The following is a 20,807-nucleotide window of genomic DNA, read 5'->3' on the forward strand; positions in this document are numbered from 1 at the left end:
CCCTTTCTCGTGACAGCACTGTGCGATCTGACTCACATCGTTGCCCCATATGCACCAGTGCGCATACGAAATGGTTAGTCACGTTGCCGCGGTGTACTTTTCGGCACGAGACGGTCGCACCCCGATGACACGGCCACCGCCACCGATGTCAGACAAGCCGGACATGCGAGTATGGCCACATGGCTTCGACGCCCCGGCTCCGCTGGCTCATCCCCGCCCTGTTGTTGCTCGCCTGGATCGTCATCGGCGGAATCACCGGCCCATACGCCGGCAAGCTGTCCGGGGTCGCGACCAACGACAACAGTGCGTTCCTGCCCGCATCGGCGGAGTCGACCGAGGTCAACAACCTGCTCGGCGGTTTCTCCGACACCGACGCCGTGCCCGCCATCGTCATCGCGGAACGGCCGTCCGGCCTCACGCCACAGGACTCGGCCTTCCTCGCCGAGGCCACCGCACCGCTCGCGGGCACCGAGGGTTTCGCCGAGCGGTTCTCACCGCCGATCCCGTCCGAGGACGGTCAGGCCGCCCAGATGATCGTGCCCATCTCGACGGCCGGTGAACCGGCGGACACCGTCGAGAAGTTGCGGGATGCGCTGTCCTCACCGCCGGACGGCCTCACCGTGCTGGTCACCGGTCCCGCCGGACAGATCGCCGACCTCGGCGAGGCGTTCGGCGGCATCGACGGCCTGCTCCTGCTCGTCGCGGGATCGGTGGTCATCCTGATCCTGATCGTCGTCTATCGCAGTCCGATCCTGCCGTTCGTGGTGATCATCTCCGCGATCTTCGCCCTGGGCCTCGCGTCCGGCATGGTCTATCTGCTGGCCAAGAACGACGTGCTGGAACTCAACGGGCAGAGCCAGGGCATCCTGTTCATCCTCGTCTTCGGCGCCGCCACCGACTACGCATTGCTCCTCGTCGCGCGGTTCCGCGAGGAACTCATGACGCTCGACGACAAGTACGCCGCCCTCAAGGCCGCGTGGCGGGCCACCATCGAACCGGTCGCCGCGTCGGCCGGGACCGTCATCCTCGGCGTGCTCTGCCTGCTGTTCTCCGACCTCAACTCCAACCGCAGCCTCGGTCCGGTCGCGGCGATCGGCATCGCCGCGTCCTTCCTGGCCTCGATGACCTTCCTGCCCGCGGCTCTCGCGCTGCTCGGCCGCACCGCCTTCTGGCCGCTGCGGCCCAAGCACACTGACAGTTCGGAGCCGGGCAGCACTCACCGCTTCTGGGCAGGCATCGCCGAGCGCGTCGCCGCCCGACCGCGCGTGATCTGGATCGTCACACTCGTGGTGCTGCTGATCGGCGCGGCCTTCGCCCCGAGCTTCAAGTCCGACGGCATCGCGCAGACCGACTATTTCCTCGGCTCGGTGGACTCCGTCGACGGTGCCGAGATCCAGGCACGCCATTTCGATGCCGGCAGCGGCTCCCCCACCTGGGTGATCTCCCAGCAGGCGCAGGGCGAGCAGGTGCTCGACGCCGTGCGCGGCGTGGACGGCGTGGCGAACGCGGCCCTCGTCGAACAGGCGGGGCAGCCTGTCGTCGTCGACGGCGAGGTGGCCGTGCAGGCGACCCTGGTCGACAACGCGGACTCCCTGGCCGCGCAGGACACGGTCGAACGCATCCGGGACGCCGTCCATTCGATCGACGGCGCAGACGCGCTGGTCGGCGGCACCACTGCCATCGATCTCGACACCCGGACCACGTCCATCCACGACCGCAACCTGATCATCCCGATCGTCCTGCTCGTGGTGCTGGCGATCCTGATGTTGCTGCTGCGGAGCATCGTCGCGCCGCTGCTGCTCCTCGCGACGACGGTGCTCTCGTTCGCGACCACCCTGGGCGTGTCGGCACTGCTGTTCAACGGTCCGTTCGGTTTCGCCGGCGCCGATCCGGTGGTGCCGCTGTTCGCGTTCGTGTTCCTCGTGGCGCTCGGCATCGACTACAACATCTTCCTCATGACCCGGGTCCGGGAGGAGGCCAAGACGCACGGCACCCGCGACGGCATGATCCGGGGCCTCACCGCGACCGGCGGTGTCATCACATCGGCGGGTGTCGTCCTCGCGGCGACGTTCGCCGCGCTGGCGGTGATCCCCCTGTTGTTCCTCGCGCAGATCGCCTTCCTCGTGGCGTTCGGTGTCCTCATCGACACGCTCATCGTCCGCACTCTGCTCGTTCCCGCCCTCACGCTCGACATCGGCAAGCGGGTGTGGTGGCCTAACTCGTTGTCTCGCTGAGGTTTTGACTCTCTCCGACGAAGGGGTTACCGGCGCGTACGGACTGATGCGACAAACCCGACACCAAATCGCGATCCTGAGAGTTCGGTGAATCCAACACGTTTCGGTACCTCGCGGACTAGCGTCGATTCATCGCACCCCATGATCGTTAGCTGGTGATCTCGATGACTCTTGCCGAACACAAGGCGCCCGGACGTGAAGACTTCGCGTCACTACGCAGCGGTGGCCTCAATTGGGACTCGTTTCCGTTGCGGCTCTTCATCAAAGGCAATGCGCGGTTCTGGGATCCGGTCGCCATCGACTTCAGCCGGGACGCCGCCGACTGGACCGACATCACCGACGAGCAACGTCGCAGCACGACCTTTCTGGTGAGTCAGTTCATCGCGGGCGAGGAAGCGGTCACCCAGGACATCCAGCCGTTCATGAACGCGATGGCGGCCGAGGGACGCTTCGGCGACGAGATGTACCTTTCGCAGTTCTGCTTCGAGGAGGCCAAGCACACCCAGGTCTTCCGCATGTGGATGGACGCCGTCGGGCTGAACGGCGACCTCCAGTCCTTCGTCGCGGACAACCCGTACTACCGACAGCTGTTCTACGAGGAACTCCCGACGGCCCTGCACTCGCTGGACAGCGATCCATCGCCGCGCAACCAGGTGCGCGCCAGCGTCACCTACAACCACGTCATCGAGGGCAGCCTCGCACTCACCGGCTACTACGCGTGGCAGACGGTCTGTTCGCGGCACGGCATCTTCCCCGGAATGCAGAAGCTCATCAAGTTCATCGGCAACGACGAGCGGCGCCACATGGCGTGGGGCACCTTCACCTGCCGCCGCCACGTGGCCGCCGACGACTCGCTCTGGCAGGTGGTCACCGATCGGATGGGTGAGCTCATGCCGCTTGCCCTCGGCATGATCAACTGGGTCAACGAGCAGTTCGACGAGCAGCCGTTCGGCCTGGACAACAACGAATTCATCGCCTACGCCGCCGACCGCGGCCAGCGGCGGCTCAGTGCGATCGAGTCCGCGCGCGGACGCCCGGTCGCCGACATCGACCTCGACTACTCACCCGAGACGCTCGAGGAGCAGTTCGGCGAAGAGGACGTCGTCGCACTGGGCGGGTGAGGCAGGCCGCCGGAGGATCGGGGCCACCCACCCGTGACAACCAACTAGAACACGTTCTAATCTGACATCGTGGATGTCACCTACGACGCGACCAAACGGGAACTGGCCACCGATCAGGGCACCCTGCGCTATCACGAGGCGGGCGACCCGGACGCACCGCCGCTGGTGCTGCTGCACGGCTCCGGACCGGGGGTCACCGGCTGGCGCAACTACCGCGGCAACCTCGGCCACTTCGCGCAGACCCATCACTGCTTCGTGCTCGAGTTCCCCGGCTTCGGCGTCAGCGACGCCGTCGAGGGTCACCCGGTGCTGACCGCCGGGTCGTCGGTGATCCGGTTCATGGACGCCCTCGGCATCGAGAAGGCGCCGATGATCGGCAACTCGATGGGCGGGGTCGTCGGCGTGAACCTCGCCATCAAGAAGCCCGATCGTGTCGAGAAGCTGGTGACGATCGGCGGCGTCGGACCCAATGTGTTCAGCCCGAGCCCCAGCGAGGGGTTGCGACTGCTGCAGGAGTTCACCGACGACCCGAGCCGCGACAAACTGGTGCGCTGGCTGTCGGCGATGGTCTACGACCGCAAGCTCGTCACCGAGGAGCTCATCGAGGAACGATGGGAGGCGGCGATCAATCCGGACGCCCAGAAGACGGCGCAGATGATGTACGGCTCGGCCGCGTTCGAGATGCAGCAGCAGTTCATGGCCGCCTCGGACACCCCGCCGTACTGGTCGATGATGCACAAGGTCGCCTGCCCGACACTGCTCACCTGGGGTCGCGACGACCGGGTCAGCCCGCCGGACATGGCGATGGTGCCGATGCGGCTGATCCCCGACGCCGAACTGCACATCTTCCCGAAGTGCGGTCACTGGGTGATGATCGAGGCCAAGGCAGCGTTCGAGTCCGCGGTGACGGCCTTCCTCGCCCGCTGAGCCACCGCCGGCTTCCCGCCCACGCTGACAACTCCCGCTCACCGCTTTCGTTCCCGCGTACCCGACCGGGTGAGCGGGAACCAACACCGTGAGCGGGAGTGTCGACCTGGAACCGTCCGCGATGTGTCTGCGTCCAACAATGCGTGGCCATCTACCCCACCGATCGATTCGGCATCGTCCGCCGCGAGGCCGCCCTGACTCGTGACATCTCCGACGACGACCTCGCGGCAGCGATCCGACGCAAGGACCTGCTGCGTCTGACACCCGGCGCATTCGTGGTGAACAGCGACTCGTTCACGGGTCCGAGCGGGGCCGACGAGTTGTACCGCCTGCGCTCGGTGGCGACCGCGACGTCGGGGTTCGTCGGGGAGGTCACCCTTCCGCTCAGCCACGAATCCGCTGCAGCAATGCACAAGCTGCCGCTACTCAAGCCGAACCGAGACCTCGTGCACGTCACCAACGGGCGCGCGTCTGGCGGTTCGAAGCGAACACTTCGCCACATCCACGCGGGCGTCCTGCTACCCACCGAGATCGTCGACATCGACGGCATCCGGGCGACGAGCATCGAGCGGGCCGCCGTGGACATCGCGTGCGGCGGCACCTTTGCACAGGCACTGACGGTGTTCGACAGCGCGAAACGTCTCGGCGCGGACGCCGAGCAGATGGCCGAGATCCTCGCAAGGCGACGTCGTCGCGGTATCGCCGCCGCCCGGCGGGCACTGCCCCTGTCAGATGCGCTGGCCGAATCCGTCGGCGAATCGTGGAGTCGCGCGCAGATGATCGACGCCGGCGTCGCCTCCCCGCGCCTGCAGCACAGATTCCGTTGCGGGACAACGACATACCGAAGCGACTTCGACTGGCAAGCCGACGGCGAGCGGGCGGGGGTCGTCGGCGAGTTCGACGGACTGGAGAAGTACGGCCGACTGCGTCGCCCCGGGGAGAGCGTGGCCGATGCTGTCATCCGCGAGAAGGTGCGTGAGGATGCTCTCCGTGCGCACGGGCTCATCGTTGTGCGCTGGACATGGTCCGTCCTCGAACGTGGTGGACTGATCGCGCTGCTGCGTCCGTGGCTCTCTCCCGACGCGCTCGCATCGTGAGCCGGCCGGTCACTCCGCGCACCTTTCTCGTTCCCGCTCACCCGACCGGGTGAGCGGGAACGAAGAGCGTGAGCTGAAGCACACATCGTGAGCGGAATACAAGGAGCCCCGACCGGAACGAATCCGGCCGGGGCTTTCTCAGCTCAGCCCTAGAACTTTTCTCCACGGGCGGCCTTGTCGACGAGCGACTGCGGCGGCTCGAAGTGCTTGCCGTACTTGCTCGCCAGATCACGGGCACGATCGACGAAGCCTTGCAGGCCACCCTCGTACTGGTTGATGTACTGGATGACACCACCGGTCCACGCCGGGAAGCCGATACCGAAGATGGAACCGATGTTGGCGTCCGGCACGGAGGTGAGCACACCCTCGTCGAAGCACTTGACGGTCTCGAGGGCCTCGGCGAAGAGCATGCGCTCCTGCATGTCCTCGAACGGGATCTGCGTGCTACCCGACTTGAAGTGCTCGCGCAGGCCCGGCCACAGACCGGCGCGCTTGCCGTTCTCGTCGTACTCGTAGAAGCCCTTGCCGTCCTTCTTGGCGGTGCGACCGTTCTCGACCATCCAGTCGACGACGGCGTTGCTGCCGTGCTGCGGGACGTCCTTGCCCTCGGCCTTGAGCGCAGCCTCGGTCTCCTTGCGGATCTTCTGCGGCAGGGTCAGGGTCAGCTCGTCCATCAGCTGCAGCGGCGCCGCCGGGTAACCGGCCTGCGTGCCCGCGTGCTCGATGAACGCCGGCTCCACACCCTCGCCGACGGCCGCGATGGCCTCGTTGACGAAGGTGCCGATGACGCGGCTGGTGAAGAACCCACGGCTGTCGTTGACGACGATCGGGGTCTTGCGGATCGCGAGGGTGTAGTCGATGACCTTGGCGAGCACCTCATCGGAGGTCTTCTCACCGCGGATGATCTCCACCAGCGGCATCTTGTCGACCGGCGAGAAGAAGTGGATGCCGATGAAGTCCTCTTGGCGCTTCACACCCTGCGCGAGGCTGGTGATCGGCAGGGTCGAGGTGTTGGAACCCAGGATGGCGTCCGGCTCGACGACGTCCTCGATCTCCTGGAACACCTTGTGCTTCACCTCGACCGACTCGAATGCGGCCTCGATGACGAGGTCGACACCCTTGAAGTCGGCCGGATCGATCGTCGGCGTGATCCGCGCGAGCAGAGCGTCACTCTTCTCCTGCGTGGTCTTGCCACGCGAGAGCGCCTTCTCCTCGAGCTTCTCCGAGTAGCCCTTGCCCCGCTTGGCGGCGTCGAGGTCGATGTCCTTGAGCACGACCTCCATGCCGGCCTTGGCCGACACGTAGGCGATCGCCGCGCCCATCATGCCGGCGCCGATCACACCGACCTTGCGGGCCTGGTACTTCGGAATCCCCTCGGGGCGCGAGCCGCCACCGTTGATGTGCTGCAGATCGAAGAAGAATGCCTTGATCATGTTCTGCGCGACCTGGCCGGTGACCAGCGAGACGAAGTACCGGGTCTCGATGATGTCGGCGGTGTCGACGTCGACGTAGGCACCCTCGACCGCGGCGGCCAGGATGGCACGCGGCGCAGGCATGTTCGCACCCTTGATCTGCTTGCGCAGCAACGCCGGCAGCGCAGGCAGGTTCGCGGCGAAGGACGGGTTGGTGACCGCCCCGCCGGGCATCTTGTAGCCCTTCTTGTCCCACGGCTGCTGTGCCTCGGGGTTCTCCTTGATCCACGCCTTGGCGGCGGGCAGGAGCTCCTCGACGGAGCCGACGACCTCGTCGACCAGGCCGGTCTCCTTGGCCTTGGTCGGGTTGAAGCGCTGACCCTGCAGCAGCACACCCATGAGGGCGTTCTGGATGCCGAGCAGTCGGACCGTACGGACCACGCCGCCACCGCCGGGCAGCAGGCCGAGCGTCGCCTCGGGCAGACCGATCTGGACACCCTTGACGTCGGCCGCAACGCGGTAGTGCGTGTGCAGGGCGATCTCGAGGCCACCGCCGAGGGCGGCGCCGTTGATGGCGGCGACGACCGGCTTGCCCAGCGTCTCCAGACGGCGCATGACCTTCTTCATGGCGTTGGTGCGCTCGGTGATCGCGGTCGCGACCTCCTCCTTGGACTGGGTCCGCTCCGCGGTCATGTCCTTGAGGTCGCCACCGGCGAAGAAGGTCTTCTTGGCCGAGGTGATGACGACACCGGTGATGTCGTCCTTCTCGGCCTCGAGGCGATCGACGATGGTGGGCAGCGAGGTCATGAACAGTTCGTTCATGGTGTTGGCGCCCTGGTTGGGGTCGTCCATGGTCAGGATGACGACGCCGTCGGCGTCCTTCTCCCAGTTGAACATGTTGTCACTCATGTGTTTCGACGATTCTTTCTGTGAAGTGGACGGGTCAGAGACGCTCGATGATGGTCGCGACGCCCATACCGCCGCCGATGCACAGGGTGACCAGGCCGTAGCGGCCGCCGGTGCGCTCGAGCTCGTCGAGGCAGGTGCCGAAGATCATCGCGCCGGTCGCGCCGAGCGGGTGACCCATGGCGATCGCGCCGCCGTTGACGTTGACCTTCTCGTGCGGGATCTTCAGATCCTTCATCCACTTCATGACGACCGACGCGAACGCCTCGTTGAGCTCGAAGACGTCGATGTCGTCGACGGTCAGTCCGGCCTTCTTCAGGGCCAGCTCGGTGGCCGGGGTGGGGCCGGTGAGCATGATGGTCGGCTCGCTGCCGATCTCGGCGAAGGTGACGATGCGGCCGCGCGGGGTGAGCCCGTTGCGCTTGCCGGCCTCTTCGCTGCCGAGCAGCACCAGGCCGGAGCCGTCGACGATGCCGGAGCTGTTGCCGCCGGTGTGCACGTGGTTGATCTTCTCGACCGAGTGGTACTTCTGCAGCGCCACGTCGTCGAAACCGGCCATGTCGGCCAGCGCCTGGAAGGCGGGCTTGAGCTTGCCGAGACTCTCGACGGTGCTGCCCGGACGACGATGCTCGTCATGGTCGAGCACGATGACGCCGTTGATGTCGCGGACCGGGACCACGGACTTCGCGAAATAGCCTGCGGACCAAGCCTTCTCGGCGCGCTCCTGCGACTCGGCGGCGAATGCGTCGACGTCCTCGCGGCTGAAGCCCTCGATGGTGGCGATCAGGTCGGCACCGATGCCCTGCGGAACGATGTAGTTGTCGTACGCCGTGGCCGGGTCGGTGAACAGTGCGCCACCGTCGGAGCCCATGGGCACGCGGGACATCGATTCGACGCCACCGGCGAGCACCAGGTCGTCGAAGCCGGAGGCGACCTTGGCCGCGGCCAGGTTGGTGGCCTCCAGGCCCGAGGCGCAGAAGCGGTTGATCTGGGTGCCCGGAACACTCTCCGGCAGACCGCTCACGAGTGCGGCGGTACGGGCGATGACGGCGCCCTGCTCGCCGACCGGCGACACGACACCGAGCACGACGTCGTTGACGTCGGCGGGATCGAGGCCGCCGTGCCGGGCCAGGACCTCGTTGATCAGGCCGGAGACCAGGTCGACCGGCTTGACGCTGTGGAGCGAGCCCCCACGCTGCTTGCCACGGGGCGTACGGATCGCCTCGTAGATGAACGCTTGATCAGCCACGTTGATGTTCCTTTCGCATGAACCATGTGTGGTTACCTCCCCCAGGCTAACGCGGAATAACTTGTTTGGCCATACCGGGTGGTCAGGTGGTCGCTAGCGACGCAAAACATGCGCTATGGTCGATTCACCATGTCTACCCCGAAACCCAGCAGGCGCACGCGGCCCGCCGACCGCAAGGGACAGCTCGTCGAGCACGCTGCGACGCTGTTCCTCGAGCGCGGCTACCCGCAGGTGTCGCTCGCCGACATCGCGCGGGCGGCCGGGGTGACCGCGCCGTCGGTGTATCGGCATTTCGCCGACAAGCAGTCGCTGCTGGCGGCCGCCGTGCTGGCCGGCGTCGACGATCTCGAAGCCTGCACCGACCGCGCGTTGCGCACCGACCCGACGCCGACCGCCGATCTGATCGCGGCCGTGTGCGCCCTCGGCGTGCGGCGGCCGGAGGCGACGTCGCTGTGGCGGTGGGCCAGCGCGCACCTGACCGACGAGCAGAACCGCGAGGTCGTCCTGCGCACGCGGGAGATCCTGCACCGGTGGGCCGCCGCGCTGTCCGAGGGCACCGACCTCACCGACAGGGAAGCCGTCACCCTCGCGTGGGCGGTCCTCAGCGTCGCGGGCAGCCTGTCGGTGCACAACACCCGCCTGTCGAGCGCACGCGCTCTGGACGAGATCGACACACTGGTCCGCCGGGTCATCGCGCTGCGCCCCGCCGGTGCGCCCCCGCTACCGCCGATGCCCCCGCCGAGCGCGGGGCCACCCACACGCCGCGACGAGATCCTCGACGCCGCGGCCGCCCTGTTCGCGGTGCGCGGCTATGCCGGTGTGGGAGTCGACGACATCGGTGCCGCGGTGGGGATCACCGGACCGAGTGTGTACAAACACTTCAGTTCCAAGCTGGCGATCCTGCTCGGCATCGGCCAGCGCAGTGCGACCCGGCTGGAGGCGGGCGTCATGGCAGCCTGGGCCACCACCGCCGATCCGGCCAAGCTACTTGCGTTGCTGGTGGATTCGTACGTCAACGTGATCACCTCCACTCCGGATCTGTCGGTCGCGTTCAACAATTCATTCGCCCTGGCCGGACAGCCGACGGCGACCGATCTCGTCGACGTCCAACGCCGCTACGTGGCGCGGTGGACCGACCTGCTCCTCGAGGCCGACCCGGACCTCACCCGAGAGCGAGCCGCGGTCGACGTGCACGCCTCGCTGAGCATCGTCAACGACGCGATCCGCATGCGCCGCGGCACCCGGCGGCCCGAATTCGGTGCACAGATGGCGTATCTGATGAAGGGCGTGCTGGCGATCTGACGCGTGGTCTCGATCAGAATCAACCACCCCACCCCATCCGCCGGTCGAGTAGGCACCGAGCGCAGCGAGGCTGCCGTATCGAGACCGCGTACCGCCCCCGTTCTCTATGCTGAACCCGTGACCGCACCCGACGGCGACAGATCCGCCCGTTACACCCGCGACGAACTGATCGCCGAGCTGGGCCTCTCTCCCGAGTACGCGGAAAAGGTCTGGAACGCTTTCGGTTTCGCGCGACGGTCGACGCCGGACAAGATCTTCACCGACGACGACCTCACCGCCCTGCGACTGTTCGCCGACTCCGAGTCCACCATGCCGCAGGACGCCCAGGTGGCGACCGCCCGCGCGATCGGGCAGACGATGGCCCGACTGGCGGACTGGCAGGCCGATCAGCTCCGCGAACTCGACCGCAACCCCGACGTCCCGTGGACCATCGGCCAGATGAGCGCGGCGCTCGGCCAGATCCAGCAGCTCATCTGGCGTCGGCATCTCGCGCTCGCGCTCGAGCACGGCGTCGAGCACGACTCCGACGAGCGACTCGATCTGGTGGTGGGATTCGCCGACATCGTCGGCTACACGAGCCTGTCTCGACGGATCGCACTCGACGAGCTCGAGGCCCTGCTCGAGTCGTTCGAGGAGGACACCTTCGACATCGTCACCGCCAACGGCGGTCACGTCGTCAAGACCCTGGGCGACGCGGTGATGTTCACCTGCCATGATCCCGCGGCCGCGGCCGCCATCGCGGTCGCGCTGCATGCACTGTCCGAGAGTGAGCGGATTCCGCCGCTCCGGGTGGGCCTGGCCCGCGGCCGTGTGCTGAGCCGTCTGGGCGACGTGTTCGGCGAGCCGGTGAACATCGCAGCACGACTCGCCGGATCCGCCCGTCCCGGAACGACACTGGTCGACGAGGCGATGAGCGACGGTGTCACCGATGAGCGGTACTACCTGAAGTCGGTGCCCACCCTGAGCGTGCGTGGCTACAAGCGACTGAAGGCCCGCGCGCTCGAGCTCAACCGGCACTTCGACGACGGCCAGATCGGTGGCCCGGTCGACGGCGAGCCCTCGATCGACGTGGGCCCTCAGTAGACGCGTACCGCGCTCGCCTTCACCGCGAAGAACACCTCGGCACCGGCGACGAGCGCCAGTTCGCTGACCGCGGCGCGCGTCACCTCGGCGCTGATCGTCTGTCCGTCGACGTTGCCCCGCACCATGATCCGGTCACCGTGCGGGATCACCTGACCTACCTCCACCGCGAAGACGTTCCGGAAGCTCGCGTCCTCGGGCGGCGACCGGAACACCGCGACCGCCTCCGGCGCGAACACCGCCGTGACATGGCCACCCTCGACGACGGGCTCGGCAACCATGCCCACCACCGTCATCCCACCTCCGGCGACGACCCGCGACCCGTCCCATGTACCCGACACCAGATTCAACCCGGCGAGCCGGGCCACGAAAGCGTTGGCCGGATTCGCCAGGAGCGCTGCGACGGGTCCGCTATCGACGGCGCGGCCGTCGTCGATCACCACGAGCGAGTCGGCGAGGGTCACCACGTCGACGACATCGTGGGTGACCATGATCGTCGTGCGCGACCGGTCGTCGAGCAGGTCACGCAGCAGCGCCCGGAGTCGTCCGGCGACATCGACATCGAGGGCGCGAAACGGTTCGTCCAGCAGCAGGATTCGCGGTTGCGCGGCCAGGGCCCGCGCGATGGCCACCCGCTGCGCCTGCCCCCCGGACAGCTCACCCGGCTTGCGATCGGCGAGGTCGGAGACCTCCACGGCGGCGAGCCAGCGTGTCACCCGTGCGGCGACCTCGGCACGCGGAAGTCTTTGCGCGGCAGGCGCGAACGCGACGTTGGCGTGCACGCTCAGGTGCGGGAACAGCCGCGCATCCTGCGACAGCAGCGCCACCCCCCGACGATGCGCGGGGACGAACGCCCCCGCGCCGCTCAATACCACTCCGTCGACCGCGATCTGCGCACCGGAACCTCGAAGGAGGCCCGCGATCACCCGCAGCAGCGTCGTCTTCCCGGCGCCGTTGGGCCCCACCACGGCAGTGGTGCCGCCGGAGGCGAAGGTGTGCTCGATCCGCAACGGCGGCAACACATTGTCGATGCTCACCCGCAGTCCGTCGCGCATGCCGGCGGTCACGATGCCACCTGCCCGGTACCTCGACGGCGCGTGTGCACTCCGACGACGACGATCAGGGACACGATCACCAGCACGAGTGACAGCGGTATCGCCGCCTGCGGATCGTCGATCTCCGCGACATAGATGGCCAGCGGCGCGGTCTGGGTGATGCCGGGCGCATTGCCGGCGAAGGTGATGGTGGCGCCGAACTCGCCCATGGCGCGGGCGAAGGCGAGGACCACACCGGCCAGCAGCGACGGCACGATCAGGGGGATCGTGACCCGCCAGAGGGTTCGAGTGGGGCCGGCACCGAGCGTCGCGGCGACCTCTTCATACCGGGTGCCCGCCACCCGCAGTGCACCTTCCACGCTGATCACCAGAAACGGCAGCGCCACGAAGGTCTGGGCCAGCACCACCGCCGTCGAGGTGAACGCGATGTCGATCCCGATGGCGCGCAGGTGTTCGCCGACCAGACCGAGCCGGCCGAAGGTGTAGAGCAATGCGATACCCCCGACGACTGGCGGGAGCACCAGCGGCAGCAGGACAAGGGACCGCAGTACTCGACTGAGCATGCCGTCGTGTCGCGCGAACACCACGGCCATCGGTACCCCGAGCAGGATGCACAGGACGGTGCTGACCGCCGCGGTCTGCAGCGACAGGACCAACGCCTGACGCGACGACTCCGACGCGACCTGCTCGAGGAACGTCGACCAGGGCGTCTTGGTGAGCAACGCGACCGGCGGCAACACGATCAGCGTGATGCCGAGCGCCGCGGGAAGGTAGAGCCAGGCCGGGAGCCCCGCGGGGCCGGACGGTCTGCGTATCAAGGCTTCCCGAAGCCCGCGCCGGCCAGGATCTGCTGGCCGGACGGGCTCAACACCGCGTCGACGAACTCCTTGGCCATCGCGTCGTTCGCCGCGCCCTGCACGGTGGCGATCGGATACGAGTTGACCACCGCCGCGAATGCGGGGTCGACGACGGTGGCGACCTTGTCGCCGGCGCCCTTGGCATCCGTCACGTACACCACGCCCGCGTCCGCCTGCCCCGACGTCACCTTGGTGAGCACCGCCGTCACCGACTGTTCCTCGGACGCCGCGGCGACGGTGATGCCGGTGTTGCGCTCCACGGTGTCGGTGGCGTTGCCGCACGGCTGCGCAGACTGGCACACCACGGTGGTGACGCCGGGCTTGTTGAGATCGGCGAACGACGTGATGCCCTTGGGATTTCCCGGTGCGGTGACGATCACGAGGGTGTTGGTGGCGAAGATCTCGGGGTCGACAGCCTGCTCCCCGAGCTTGTCCATGTTCTTCTCGTCGGCGCTCGCGAACACGTCGGCCGGGGCACCCTGCTTGATCTGATTCACCAGGGTCGAGGAGCCGTCGAAGGAGAGCGTGACCTTCACGCCCTGGTGCTGCTGCTCGAACTCATCGGCGATCGCGGTGAACGTCTTCTTCAGCGACGCCGCGGCGAACACGTTGAGGGTCGACGACCGACTCGCCGACGACGAGCCGGCCGGCGTGGACTCCTCCGACGACGAACATCCGCCGACCACCACCGTCGCCGACAGTGCCATCGCCGCGCAGGCGAGCACCTTCTTCGGGAGCACCTTCGTCACAGTCCATCTCGTTTCGTCTCGACGATCACGGTGGTGGCCTTCACCACCGCGGTGGCGACCGATCCCGGCGCCAGCTGCAGTTCTCGCGCCGCATCGGCGCTCATAAGCGACGTCACCTCGAACGGCCCGCACTGCATCGTCACCTGCGCCATCACGCCGTCGACGGTGACCGCGGTGACCAGGCCGGCGAACCGATTGCGCGCCGACCGGAGGACGCCGTCGGTGTCCGGCGGGGCGCTGGCGCGCTCCCGGGCGAGGGCGGCGAGTTCGGCCCCGTCCACGGTGGTCACCTCGCCCTCGCCGCCGGATGCGGTGAGGCTTCCTGCCGCGATCCAGCGGCGCACGGTGTCGTCGCTGACCCCGAGCAGCCGGGCGGCGTCCCGGACCCTGATGACAGCCATCCGGTCACTCTATCCGCATCTGCGGAGATATCGGCGTCTCAGGCCCATGAATGCGGCCGTTCACTCGAGCGTTGACTTCAAGTCGACCTGAAGTCCTACCGTGACAACCGACCACCGATGACTTCTGACCGCCGGGCTGGTCTGCCCTTCTGCCCATCCGACAAACGCCCGCCGACCCTCCGACCGAACCGATCAGGGTCATCCGACGGCCGAATAATTAGGTCGCTGGATGTCCGAATTGCACCGTAATGTGGAGAAACATGAGCTCACCCACCGTTCCCGCCGTTGCGCAGCGAGGTCACCAGGCGACCCGCGACGTCGCCATCGAGGCCGTCGATCTGGTCAAGAGATTCGGTGATTTCACCGCTGTCGACGGTGTCAGTTTCACTGTCCCCCAAGGCTCGGTCCTCGGTCTCCTCGGGCCGAACGGAGCCGGCAAGACCACCATCGTCCGGATGATGACCACCCTGTCCCCACCCACCAGTGGCTCGGCGACCATCGCCGGCTACGACGTGGCTACCCAGCCCGAGATGGTCCGGCGCAGCATGGGCCTGACCGGTCAGGCCGCCACCGTCGACGAGATCCTCACCGGCCGCGAGAACATCCGCATGATCGGTGGGCTCTACGGCATCGGCCGCAAGGAACTCGCGCGGCGGGCCGATCAGCTGCTCGAGCAGTTCTCCCTCACCGAGGCGGGCAACAAGCAGGTCAAGTCCTACTCCGGTGGCATGCGCCGCCGACTGGACCTCGCGGTCAGCCTGCTGGCCGCACCGCCCGTGCTGTTCCTCGACGAGCCGACCACCGGTCTCGATCCGCGGAGCCGGCAGGAACTCTGGGACGTGCTGCGCAGCCTGGTCTCCGACGGCACCACCCTGCTGCTGACCACGCAGTACCTCGAAGAGGCCGACCAGCTCGCCGACGACATCGTGGTCATCGACAAGGGCAAAATCATCGCGCACGGCACCCCGCTGCAACTCAAGCAGCAGGCCGGCGCGGCGAGCCTGGTCCTTACCGTCTCCGATCCCGAGGACATCCCCGAGGCGGAGGCATTGCTACGCAAGACCGGCGCCGAGGTCTTCATCGACCACGGCGCCCGCCGCCTGACCGCCCCGGCCGAGAACCTCGGCGACCTCACCCGGGTCGTCGCCTGGTTCGACGAGAGCGGCATCGCCGTCGACGACCTCGGGCTCGCACGACCCAGCCTGGACGACGTCTTCCTGTCACTCACCGGCCACCGCGCCGAGGACGACACGGACTCCGAGGAGGAGCAGACCGCATGACCACCACCGTCACCACCGACACCTCGGTGACCCAGCGCCCCGAGATCCACCAGACGTCCATCTGGCAGCAGTCCTGGATCATGGTGAAACGCAACATGATCCACACGAAACGGATGCCGGAGATGCTCTCCGACGTCACGATCCAGCCGATCATGTTCGTGTTGCTGTTCGCGTATGTGTTCGGCGCGTCGATCACCAACACCGGCGACGTGTCCTACAAGGAGTTCCTGCTCCCCGGCATCATGGGGCAGACGATCGTGTTCACCGCCTTCATCGTGTCGACGGGTATCACCGCCGACCTGGAGAAGGGCATCATCGATCGGTTCCGCTCGTTGCCGATCCGCAGGTCGTCGGTGCTGATCGGGCGCAGCATCGCGAGCCTGCTGCACTCGTCGATCGGCATCGTCGTCATGGCGATCACCGGACTCGCGATCGGATGGCGCATCCACGGGACGTTCGGCGAGGCCGTCCTGGCCTTCGCCCTGCTCATCCTGTTCGGCTTCGCGATGATCTGGTTCGGCATCCTCGTCGGGTCGTGGCTCACGTCGGTCGAGGCGGTGAACGGCTTCATGTTCACCACGCTGTTCCCGCTGACGTTCCTCTCGAACGCGTTCGTGCCGACCGCACCAATGCCGACCTGGCTGCGCACCATCGCCGAGTGGAACCCGATCTCCGCGCTCATCCAGTCGATGCGCGTGTTGTGGGGCAACGGACCGGTGGCCCCTCCCGGGTCGCCCTGGCCGCTGGTGCATCCGGAGCTCGCGACGCTCATCTGGTCGGTGGCACTCACCGTCCTGATCGCGCCGTTCGCGTTGCGCGCCTACAACAAGCGGACGTCGGACTGACGACGTCCGGCCACCACAGGATCTGCGGATCACACGATCAGCGGGCGCCTTCGGGCGCCCGCTGATCTGTCACGCGGTGACGGCGAGCGCCTCCAGCGGATCGGTGTAGATCGCGTCGAGTGAGACCGCTCCGGCCGCCTGCTGCTGCACCGTGGTGCCCGAATGCGACACCCGCACATCCCGGTTGGGGACCACCGAGGTGGTCTTGACGGCTTTCGCCACGGTCGGCAGCGTCGCCGGGAAGTCGGTGAACGCCTGACCGCCGAGCACGATGTGGTCCGGGTTGAAGATGTCCGCGATCAGGGCGACGGTGCGGCCGAGGACCTCGGCGCGCTCCTCGAGCAGCGCGCGTGCGGTGGCGTCGCCGCCGCGGGCGAGGTCGTGCACACCCTCGATGTCGGCGACGGGCAGCCCCAGCGCCAGCGCCGCCTCGACCACCCCGGTGTCGCTCGCGGTCGGCTCGAGGCGCCCGGTGTTCTCCGGGTCGAGCAGAGTCGTCGGCCCCGTCGGGAAGTGACCGATCACCGGCGGGCCCGACGTGGGGGTGTGGACCATCCCGTCGACGCAGAAGGCGGTACCCACCATCTCGCGGGCATAGAAGTACAGGAAGCTCGACTTCTTCTGTTCGGGATTGACCACGAGTTCGGCGGCCGCCATCGCCTCGACGTGCGAGGCCACCGACACCGGCAGTCCCACCGTCTCGGCGATGATCCGGCCGACCGGCGCGGCGGTCCAGCCCAGGCGCGGATGGTCGACATGCCCCCCGGCGGTGACCCGGCCACCGAGCGCGACCCCGGCCCAGAGGACCCGGCGACCGGCCCACCGGCCGACGAACCGGCGGGCGCTGACGCCGATGGCGGCGAGCGTCTGCTCAGGTGTGTCGGCGACCGGGGTCGGGATCTGGATCGCGCCGACGACCCGGTGCAACAGGTCGTGCGTGGTGATCGACGTGACCTTGTAGCCGATGTGGATGCCGATGGTCAGGAAGTCGGCGACGTTGAGTTCGAACGGCAACCGCGGACGGCCGATGGCCCCGGCGGGCGCGAGGTCGGCACGCTCGCGGATCAGCCCGGCCTTCAGGAGTGCGCCCACCTGCCGATTGACGGTGGAGATGCTCAGGCCGGTGTGCTCCGCGGCGTCGTCGCGGAAGACGGGGCCGGAGAGTCGTGCGGTGCGCAGCACGAGCGCCGCCGGCTTCGACGACAGCTGGAGCTGCGGGGTCACGATGTGGATCTTGGAGGCTCCCTTCCGCGGCGACCCATAGGCGAGGGGCCGAGGCGCGCGGTTTCCGAGCGGCCCACGAGCCTGCGGTCGGATGGGTGCAGAAGTGGTCGTCGTGGTACTGGGATGGTCGAGCGTTGCGGTCATGTGTGTCTGTCCTCATCGAATGTGCCACATCCGGGTCACGTCTGCGCCTCGGAAACGGGCGCAGGTCCGCTCGGATGAGCGAGAAAGCGAATGGGCCATCGTCGGCCCGAGGGATGAATGCTGGATTCAGCGCATTCGGCGACAACACAGGACACGTGCGAACGGCAGCCGACAGCCCAGAGCGGTCGTCACATAGGTGACCTCTGGGACGTGGGACTGGCTCGTCATGTGGATCAAGCTAGCAACGCATCGACGACGGTGGCAACCCCGGCGGGGCCGCCGACGCCGCGCCTGCCGGCGGGTGAATATGGGCGTTCACCGGCGAATATAGGTCGCCGGCGAGCTTCTCGCGCCTATTGCGCGCAGCCTGATTCAAACCCCGTCTGACGTCGTCGGTCGTTCGGTGTCGTCGGCAATTTTCGGGGGCTGAACCTGTCGGTGGGTTCCCGTAACCTTGATCACATGTCCACCACGGCCACCCGCCCCACGTCAGACGCCGAATTCCTCGAGGTCTCCGAGCCGTATCGGCGGGAGATCCTGGCGCACTGCTACCGCATGATGGGTTCGCATCACGATGCCGAGGACCTCATGCAGGAGACGTACCTCCGTGCGTGGCGCGGGTATGCCAAGTTCGATCGGCGCGCGTCGGTGCGGACCTGGCTGCACAAGATCGCCACCAACACGTGCCTCACCGCCTTGCAGAGCCGGCAGCGCCGGCCCCTGCCGTCCGGGCTCGGTGGGGATGCCTTCGATCCGGCCGACGATCTGCTGCAGGATCACGAGGTGCCGTGGCTCGAGCCGTTCGGCGGCACCGTCGACGAGATCGCGCCCGGCGACGACGCCGACCCCGCCTACGTGGTCGGGGCGCGCGAGTCGATCCGCCTCGCGTTCATCGCGGCGCTGCAACACCTGCCCGAGCGTCAGCGTGCGGTGCTGATCCTGCGCGACGTACTGCAGTGGAAGGCCGCGGAGGTGGCCGACACCATCGGCGTCACCACCGCGACGGTGAACAGCCTGCTGCAGCGGGCCCGCGAGCAGCTCAAGAACGCCTCACCTCAGGAGGATGCACCGCGGACGTTGGACGACGACGCCAAGCGTGAACTGCTCGCGAAGTATGTCTCGGCGTTCGAACGCTACGACGTCGAGGCGATCGTGGAACTGTTCACCGACAAGGCCATCTGGGAGATGCCGCCGTTCACCGGCTGGTATCAGGGACCAGAGGCGATCGGGACGCTCATCCGCAAGAACTGCCCGGCCGAAGGTCCCGGCGACCAGATCCTGCTGCCGACCGTCGCCAACGGTCAGCCCGCCTACGGGCTGTACATGAAGGAGCCGGACGGCATCCACCGTCCGTTCCAACTGCAAGTCCTCGATTTCGGGGCCGACGGCAAGGTCTCGTATGTGGTGGCGTTCTTCAGCGATGACCTCGAGGCCGACTTCGCCCGCTTCGGTCTGCCCGCGACGCCCTACGACGCACCCGAGCGCACCGCGCCGAGCCCGTATCACTGACCTTCGACATCACTGACCTTCGACGATCCGCCTCAGGCGGCGGAGTCGTCGGTGTCCTGCGGGATCTGCGACGGATCCATCCACAGCACCTCCCACGCGTGACCGTCGAGATCGCAGAAGCTGCGGCAGTACATGAAGCCGAGGTCCTCGGGATCGCGCAGGTGTGATCCGCCGTGCTCGAGGGCGGCGTCCGCGTAGCGATCGACCTCGGCCCGCGACGACGCCGACACCGCCACGAGCGCTTCGCGCGCCGTGTGGGGGTCGGCTACCGCGCTCGCCGCATAACCGGCGAACCGCTGGGTGCGGTGCAGCACCACACGGCACCCCTCGTTGACCTCCATGCACAGCGTCCCCTGATCACAGAACATCGGATCGAAGCGAAAGCCGAGAGACGTGTAGAACGCTCGGGACCTCGCCACATCCGCCACAGGCAGGTTGACGAACAACATCGTCGACAAGTCGGACACTCCTCTATCGCACCGTCGGTCCACGGCTCCTCTCGAGTACTGACCCACGCGACGGCCCGAAATCATCGGCACGCCGCGCCAGGCCATAAGGTGTGGTTCATGGGAGTGATCTATCTGGTCCGCCACGGACAGGCCGACCCGCATGCATACGGCATCGCCGGGACCGAGCAGCCGGCAACCGGGCCGGGCGGTCTCACCGATGTGGGCGTGCTGCAGGCCCGGCTGACCGGCGCCCTGCTGGCCGGACTCACCGACAAGATCACCGCGGCCGTCAGTGGCGACCTTCCGCGACAGTCACAGACTCTGGCGGGAGTGCTCGCGCAGTTCGACGCCGCCCCCGCACCCGACGTCGATCCCGGCTGGAACGAGTACGCGTTGCCCGCTCTGGTCGGCTCGGCAACCGCCGAGGAGTACGCCGACGGCCGCAACTACCAGCAGCGCCTCGACGCCGGTATCGGGGAATGGATCGCCGACACCGCCGAGCACCATCAGGCCGGCGGCGAGACGTACCGGGGATTCGCCGACCGGATCTCGTCGGCGGCCGAGCGGGCCACCGCGTTGGCCGGCTCGGGGCAGACCGTGTTGGTGGTCTCCTCCGCCGGATCGATCACCCAGTGGCTCGGTCAGTTGTGGGGCATCCCCGCGGAGCGATGGCCGGCCCTGTCCCGCACGATGGTCAACGCATCGGTGTCGAAGCTGATCGTCGGGCGCAGCGGCGTCTCCGTGGTGTCGTTCAACGAACACGCCCATCTCGCCGACCGTGACGGCGGGCTCGCGACGTACCGGTGAGGTGCGTGATCTCGATCAGCAGCCGGCAACGCCATCCGCTGGTCGAATACCGATCAGCAACCGGCAACGTCATCCGCTGGTCGAGTAGCGATCAGCAGCCGGCAACGCCATCCGCTGGTCGAATACCGATCAGCAACCGGCAACGTCATCCGCTGGTCG

Annotated in this window: 18 protein-coding genes; 10 read left to right on the plus strand and 8 right to left on the minus strand. The window is 67.5% G+C overall.

The genetic code is table 11. From position 1 onward, the window contains the following. Window positions 1-179: 179 nt before the first annotated feature. The 4 genes from D7316_RS14675 (at window position 180) to D7316_RS14690 (ending at window position 5,379) form a co-directional block, all read left to right on the plus strand. Entirely contained in the window at window positions 180-2,234 is a 2,055-nt protein-coding gene (locus D7316_RS14675; RefSeq protein WP_124708899.1) for an MMPL family transporter, read from the plus strand. Window positions 2,235-2,398: 164 nt separating this feature from the next. Further along, entirely contained in the window at window positions 2,399-3,355 is a 957-nt protein-coding gene (locus tag D7316_RS14680; RefSeq protein WP_124708900.1) for a R2-like ligand-binding oxidase, read from the plus strand. Between the two features lie 69 nt (window positions 3,356-3,424). Then, window positions 3,425-4,282: an alpha/beta fold hydrolase gene (locus D7316_RS14685; protein WP_124708901.1), complete on the plus strand. Its 858-nt coding sequence runs from the start codon at window positions 3,425-3,427 to the stop codon at window positions 4,280-4,282. 143 nt (window positions 4,283-4,425) lie between these two features. Then, window positions 4,426-5,379, plus strand: a complete 954-nt coding sequence (locus tag D7316_RS14690) for a hypothetical protein (RefSeq protein ID WP_124708902.1) — start codon at window positions 4,426-4,428, stop codon at window positions 5,377-5,379. A 149-nt stretch (window positions 5,380-5,528) separates the two neighbouring features. On the opposite strand, the gene D7316_RS14695 is transcribed toward D7316_RS14690, so the two are convergent. Then, window positions 5,529-7,700, minus strand: coding sequence for a 3-hydroxyacyl-CoA dehydrogenase NAD-binding domain-containing protein (locus D7316_RS14695; RefSeq protein ID WP_124708903.1), 2,172 nt, complete (start codon window positions 7,698-7,700; stop codon window positions 5,529-5,531). A 34-nt stretch (window positions 7,701-7,734) separates the two neighbouring features. Then, entirely contained in the window at window positions 7,735-8,946 is a 1,212-nt protein-coding gene (locus D7316_RS14700) for an acetyl-CoA C-acetyltransferase (protein WP_124708904.1), read from the minus strand. 129 nt (window positions 8,947-9,075) lie between these two features. Here D7316_RS14700 and D7316_RS14705 point away from each other — a divergent pair, with 129 nt between their 5' ends. Together D7316_RS14705 and D7316_RS14710 are read left to right on the plus strand one after the other, a co-directional pair. After that, the gene (locus D7316_RS14705; protein WP_124708905.1) at window positions 9,076-10,248 is read left to right on the plus strand and encodes a TetR/AcrR family transcriptional regulator; all 1,173 of its coding nucleotides are present in this window, start codon (window positions 9,076-9,078) and stop codon (window positions 10,246-10,248) included. 117 nt (window positions 10,249-10,365) lie between these two features. After that, window positions 10,366-11,331: an adenylate/guanylate cyclase domain-containing protein gene (locus D7316_RS14710; RefSeq protein ID WP_124708906.1), complete on the plus strand. Its 966-nt coding sequence runs from the start codon at window positions 10,366-10,368 to the stop codon at window positions 11,329-11,331. On the opposite strand, the gene D7316_RS14715 is transcribed toward D7316_RS14710, so the two are convergent. From D7316_RS14715 to D7316_RS14730, 4 genes are read right to left on the minus strand one after another with little or no spacing between them, the layout of a single operon-like run. Then, window positions 11,325-12,383: a sulfate/molybdate ABC transporter ATP-binding protein gene (locus tag D7316_RS14715; RefSeq protein WP_124711353.1), complete on the minus strand. Its 1,059-nt coding sequence runs from the start codon at window positions 12,381-12,383 to the stop codon at window positions 11,325-11,327. The genes D7316_RS14710 and D7316_RS14715 overlap by 7 nt on opposite strands. A gap of 8 nt (window positions 12,384-12,391) precedes the next feature. Beyond that, a complete protein-coding gene (locus D7316_RS14720) occupies window positions 12,392-13,201 on the minus strand; it encodes an ABC transporter permease (RefSeq protein WP_124708907.1) in 810 nt (269 codons plus the stop codon). Next, window positions 13,198-13,947, minus strand: a complete 750-nt coding sequence (gene modA / locus D7316_RS14725) for a molybdate ABC transporter substrate-binding protein (RefSeq protein ID WP_124711354.1) — start codon at window positions 13,945-13,947, stop codon at window positions 13,198-13,200. The genes D7316_RS14720 and modA overlap by 4 nt, the downstream gene beginning before the upstream one ends. Before the next feature lie 38 nt (window positions 13,948-13,985). Further along, window positions 13,986-14,390, minus strand: coding sequence for a TOBE domain-containing protein (locus D7316_RS14730; RefSeq protein ID WP_124708908.1), 405 nt, complete (start codon window positions 14,388-14,390; stop codon window positions 13,986-13,988). 260 nt (window positions 14,391-14,650) lie between these two features. Between D7316_RS14730 and D7316_RS14735 the strand changes: the two genes are divergently transcribed. Next, window positions 14,651-15,670, plus strand: coding sequence for an ATP-binding cassette domain-containing protein (locus tag D7316_RS14735; RefSeq protein ID WP_124708909.1), 1,020 nt, complete (start codon window positions 14,651-14,653; stop codon window positions 15,668-15,670). After that, entirely contained in the window at window positions 15,667-16,515 is an 849-nt protein-coding gene (locus D7316_RS14740) for an ABC transporter permease (protein WP_124708910.1), read from the plus strand. The genes D7316_RS14735 and D7316_RS14740 overlap by 4 nt, the downstream gene beginning before the upstream one ends. 69 nt (window positions 16,516-16,584) lie before the next feature. Here the strand turns inward: D7316_RS14740 and D7316_RS14745 are convergent, their stop codons facing one another. Next, the gene (locus D7316_RS14745; protein WP_124708911.1) at window positions 16,585-17,883 is read right to left on the minus strand and encodes an ROK family transcriptional regulator; all 1,299 of its coding nucleotides are present in this window, start codon (window positions 17,881-17,883) and stop codon (window positions 16,585-16,587) included. Window positions 17,884-18,345: 462 nt separating this feature from the next. On the opposite strand from D7316_RS14745, the gene D7316_RS14750 reads away from it, so the two are divergent. Continuing rightward, entirely contained in the window at window positions 18,346-19,392 is a 1,047-nt protein-coding gene (locus D7316_RS14750; protein WP_124708912.1) for a sigma-70 family RNA polymerase sigma factor, read from the plus strand. A 32-nt stretch (window positions 19,393-19,424) separates the two neighbouring features. Here D7316_RS14750 and D7316_RS14755 read toward each other — a convergent pair whose 3' ends face one another. Continuing rightward, window positions 19,425-19,850 carry a VOC family protein gene (locus D7316_RS14755; RefSeq protein ID WP_124711355.1) on the minus strand — a complete coding sequence of 142 codons (426 nt, stop codon included), beginning with the start codon at window positions 19,848-19,850 and terminating at the stop codon, window positions 19,425-19,427. A 108-nt stretch (window positions 19,851-19,958) separates the two neighbouring features. Here D7316_RS14755 and D7316_RS14760 point away from each other — a divergent pair, with 108 nt between their 5' ends. Further along, the gene (locus tag D7316_RS14760) at window positions 19,959-20,648 is read left to right on the plus strand and encodes a histidine phosphatase family protein (protein ID WP_124708913.1); all 690 of its coding nucleotides are present in this window, start codon (window positions 19,959-19,961) and stop codon (window positions 20,646-20,648) included. The last annotated feature ends 159 nt before the right edge of the window (window positions 20,649-20,807 follow it).

Source organism: Gordonia insulae (genome assembly GCF_003855095.1).
Taxonomy (GTDB): domain Bacteria; phylum Actinomycetota; class Actinomycetes; order Mycobacteriales; family Mycobacteriaceae; genus Gordonia; species Gordonia insulae.

Excerpts from the sequence above, each read along its gene's own strand:
- D7316_RS14675 (WP_124708899.1), top strand. The coding sequence starts at position 180 with ATGGCTTCGACGCCCCGGCTCCGCTGGCTCATCCCCGCCCTGTTGTTG.
- D7316_RS14680 (WP_124708900.1), top strand. The coding sequence starts at position 2,399 with ATGACTCTTGCCGAACACAAGGCGCCCGGACGTGAAGACTTCGCGTCA.
- D7316_RS14695 (WP_124708903.1), bottom strand. The coding sequence starts at position 7,700 with ATGAGTGACAACATGTTCAACTGGGAGAAGGACGCCGACGGCGTCGTC.
- D7316_RS14705 (WP_124708905.1), top strand. The coding sequence starts at position 9,076 with ATGTCTACCCCGAAACCCAGCAGGCGCACGCGGCCCGCCGACCGCAAG.
- D7316_RS14715 (WP_124711353.1), bottom strand. The coding sequence starts at position 12,383 with ATGCGCGACGGACTGCGGGTGAGCATCGACAATGTGTTGCCGCCGTTG.
- modA (WP_124711354.1), bottom strand. The coding sequence starts at position 13,947 with ATGGCACTGTCGGCGACGGTGGTGGTCGGCGGATGTTCGTCGTCGGAG.
- D7316_RS14730 (WP_124708908.1), bottom strand. The coding sequence starts at position 14,390 with ATGGCTGTCATCAGGGTCCGGGACGCCGCCCGGCTGCTCGGGGTCAGC.
- D7316_RS14735 (WP_124708909.1), top strand. The coding sequence starts at position 14,651 with ATGAGCTCACCCACCGTTCCCGCCGTTGCGCAGCGAGGTCACCAGGCG.
- D7316_RS14740 (WP_124708910.1), top strand. The coding sequence starts at position 15,667 with ATGACCACCACCGTCACCACCGACACCTCGGTGACCCAGCGCCCCGAG.
- D7316_RS14745 (WP_124708911.1), bottom strand. The coding sequence starts at position 17,883 with ATGACCGCAACGCTCGACCATCCCAGTACCACGACGACCACTTCTGCA.
- D7316_RS14750 (WP_124708912.1), top strand. The coding sequence starts at position 18,346 with ATGTCCACCACGGCCACCCGCCCCACGTCAGACGCCGAATTCCTCGAG.
- D7316_RS14760 (WP_124708913.1), top strand. The coding sequence starts at position 19,959 with ATGGGAGTGATCTATCTGGTCCGCCACGGACAGGCCGACCCGCATGCA.